The sequence below is a fragment of the Oleiphilus sp. HI0123 genome (assembly GCF_001635315.1).
On record NZ_LWGE01001338.1, the window covers coordinates 1 to 3,139 of the forward strand.

Below are 3,139 nucleotides of genomic sequence, written 5' to 3' on the forward strand. Positions count from 1 at the left end.
CGATCTAAGCCAATAACGATTTCTGATAGATAGTCGGCACCTTCGAGGTGGCTGACGATCTTGGGTAGTGCCTCACCTTCGAGTTCGGAGAAAAGAGATGGAAGAATCAAGGACATGGGGCGTTGTTTACTAAAGCCCCTTAACTCATCTTCCAAATCATCCAGAGGGCGACGTGATAGGTTGTGTAGGGTGGTGACAATGCCGTTTTGATAGAAATCAGCCATAATGATTTTCTCTCTAACTGTAGATAATGTTGTTTACGCCTTGGGCCCAGCCTTTCGGGCCACAATGCTCGCTAACTTGGTAGCCACTAGTACGGGCTAAACTTGGTGGAGCGTGAGCTGGAGAGCGGATAATGAGCGCTCTATCAGCAAGCTCCAACATGGCGACATCATTAAGACTATCGCCAATTGCGAGTGTTTTTAAGTCGCAGGGAATGGAAAAATTAATGAACTGTTTGACCAGCCAAGATAAGGCTCGGCCTTTATCGTGATCTCCGTTCAAGCATAGGAAACGCCCTCCTTGAAGAACGGTGCCTCCCTTATTTTCCAGATAAGTAATGAAGGATTGCTTATCGGAATGATTGCCTAGCCATTGAATTGGCTCACTGTACTCGCGCTCATTCGCTTGCTTGGCTTGCTCGACGCTAAGCCCTGTTAGCTCGGCAAGCGCTTGCTCGCTCATCGCTGCAAAATGGTTAAATTGCTGCGGAAAATCCTTTTTGGCTTGTTCGAGAATACCGAGCCAGTGTTGACGTGTTTCTGATAAGCCATAAACCCAGTATCCGTTTTGCTCGTAGCAAGCTTCTGGTTTACAGGGAAAATAGTCCGTAGGGATCAAGACAGCAGCGCCATTTTCAACAATAAACGGTTGCTGGTTTTTGATTGCTTTTCTGAGCTTGAGCACCTCGGTACGAGTTTTACTGGTGGCAAAAATAACAGGAATATGATCTGCCTTTAGTTTCCCCAGCAAGGCTTTGGCTTCGGCATATTGATAGCTTTCATGGTCTAGTAAGGAGCCATCTAAATCAGTAAATATTAACCATTGCTTCATATTGATTCTCCTTTACTCTATTCTCTTCAATCAAGAGTTTAACTAACTTTGTCCTAGAGTTTAAATGTCTAAACCTCTAGGCATAAGGTGCTTTACAACCTTTCGTGAATTGTCCAGATTCAGTACGTGATGGCAGTGCTCAGGAAGGCAATCTAAACTATGTCTAGTCAGGCGCTCATAGTGCTGAATAAATGTTTCGACTTCCTCAGGGCTCATGATTTTGCTGTGTGTTTGATCCGTATCAAAAGAGCTTTTCTGACGAAGTTTCTCTTCTTGTTCCAGTCGCCACTGATATACACAGTCGAAGCTTGGCGCTTGTAACATGATCAAGCAATCAATTTGATTCCATAAAGACGGATAGTGGCTTGAGAGTTGATCGTTGACATATTGTCGCCAAGTGCCACTTTCGTCTTGTGTTGATTCAAGTTTGTTGATTGCTTCTTTAAGTCGCTCCTCAGCTTGAGCGGGGATCCCCAGACACCAGCCTTCCAAAATAATTATATCTAAAGGTGCTTCTACTTTTGGCCAGCTGCATTCTGGAAAGCGATCATCGGTAGCTTTATCGAATCGAGGTATAGAGATCTCTTGGTTGTGACTTTTTAGTGCATGCAGTGTATTCAGGGCCAAATTTAGGTCGTGGGTGCCGGGCACGCCTCGTGTTTTAAGCATGGGGTGAATGTCGCGTGCCAAGTGCTGGCGTTGGTCGTGCGTAAGGTAAAAGTCGTCGATAGAGATGGATAGACTCTTTAAACCTTCGGCCTGGAACGACAGGGAAAGGTAGTCTGCCAAAGTAGTCTTTCCAGAGCCTTGGCAACCATTTAATCCAACAATTATGGTTTTTTGTGCACCTTTATGGTGCTTGATAATAGTCTTAACCAGCGGGTCAAACCAAATTGAGGCCTGAGTTAAATAGGACTCAGGTAGCTTGTTGCCCTTTATAAATGCCTGTTTGTCAGCTGTCTTCATGGTAGGGAGCCTATCACTACTCAATAATATAAGTGGGATAATGCATTAACCGTTCCGGTTTTTAAGTTACGGAAGAAGCTTTTGATTGGATCAGGGGGAGACAGCTTTAAATAAGGAACCATGCCTCCCTTAAAACGTCTGGGAGGCATGGGCTAACTTAGCGCCTAACGGAACAGATTTTCTTCATTAACCAATTCAATCGCATTCAACTGATGGTAAATACTATCATCGTAGGCACCATTTGAGATGATGCGTTGTCTGTGACGCTCAAAGATCTTGTTGTACTTCATTATGCGGCTGCCATAAGCAGACCAGGCTTGCTCTTTGGCTTGCTGAGGCCATGATTCGAGTTCAATTTGTGCAGTTTCTAGTTGAGAAACATGCGGGCCTCCCCAAATCATTGACATGGCGAGTGCTCCCATACCGTGCATATCGGGGTGATTCTTCATAGCTTCAATTTGCTGGGGAGTCATTGAGGCAAATGTTCCCATATGCTCCACACTGCGCTTAAGTGCTTTGTAGTAATCTTCCATTGCGTCTTCATCGTAGTTGTCGACGCTAATATTTACATTACGTGTTCTAACATTAACGACAGGTGCTGCAGCAACGACAGGGGTGACAACAGGTGCAGTGTATTGCTGAGTTGCTTGGGGCATTGGGTCGTCTTCACCACCGATCGTTAGACGACCACCTTTACCTAGTCCGCCTTTTACCGTTTGGGCTTTGTATACGCGAAGAGCCTTAACCATTTCATTGAAGGAGTCAGCGAAGGCTGCGGTAACAACCTTACCTTCAGGAGTCTTAGAAAATCCACCTACGCCGACAGCAGCACCGCCACCAAATAGGCCGCCAAGGAAACCGAAGTCATTGTTTTCAGCGCTACCATTTGCCGAAGAAACCTGAACACCAGAACGGTTTTCGATAAGCGTTAAATTGGTTTCGGCTTCATTTGAACTCATTTGACCGGCCGCAAGCTTGCCTAGTGATCCGAAACTGCCAAGTACTGCGCCAAACCCGCCGGTTTTTTCTGCAAACAAGACAGAGGGGCTAAGTGTAAAATCAGCTGCTACCATTTGACCGCCGCCAAAATTACTACCAGAGCGCAGTTGACCAGAATTCA

Annotated in this window: 3 protein-coding genes and 1 pseudogene; all 4 read right to left on the reverse strand. The window is 45.6% G+C overall.

Going from position 1 to position 3,139, the window contains the following annotated elements; genetic code table 11:
- Nucleotides 1-224 (reverse strand): annotated as a pseudogene (locus A3761_RS16645) (glycosyl transferase); the annotation flags it as partial.
- 13 nt (nt 225-237) lie between these two features.
- Complete coding sequence (locus A3761_RS16650; protein WP_068509480.1) at nt 238-1,053, reverse strand: mannosyl-3-phosphoglycerate phosphatase; 816 nt, start codon at nt 1,051-1,053, stop codon at nt 238-240.
- 60 nt (nt 1,054-1,113) lie between these two features.
- Nucleotides 1,114-2,019 (reverse strand): hypothetical protein, encoded by a 906-nt coding sequence (locus A3761_RS16655; protein ID WP_068509477.1) that lies wholly within the window; start codon nt 2,017-2,019, stop codon nt 1,114-1,116.
- Nucleotides 2,020-2,183: 164 nt separating this feature from the next.
- Nucleotides 2,184-3,139 (reverse strand): hypothetical protein (locus A3761_RS16660; protein ID WP_231881243.1); only part of this gene is annotated, 956 nt, incomplete at its 5' end.

What these genes read in the sequence shown, in the direction of transcription:
- A3761_RS16650 (WP_068509480.1), bottom strand. Translation starts at nt 1,053, where the DNA reads ATGAAGCAATGGTTAATATTTACTGATTTAGATGGCTCCTTACTAGAC.
- A3761_RS16655 (WP_068509477.1), bottom strand. Translation starts at nt 2,019, where the DNA reads ATGAAGACAGCTGACAAACAGGCATTTATAAAGGGCAACAAGCTACCT.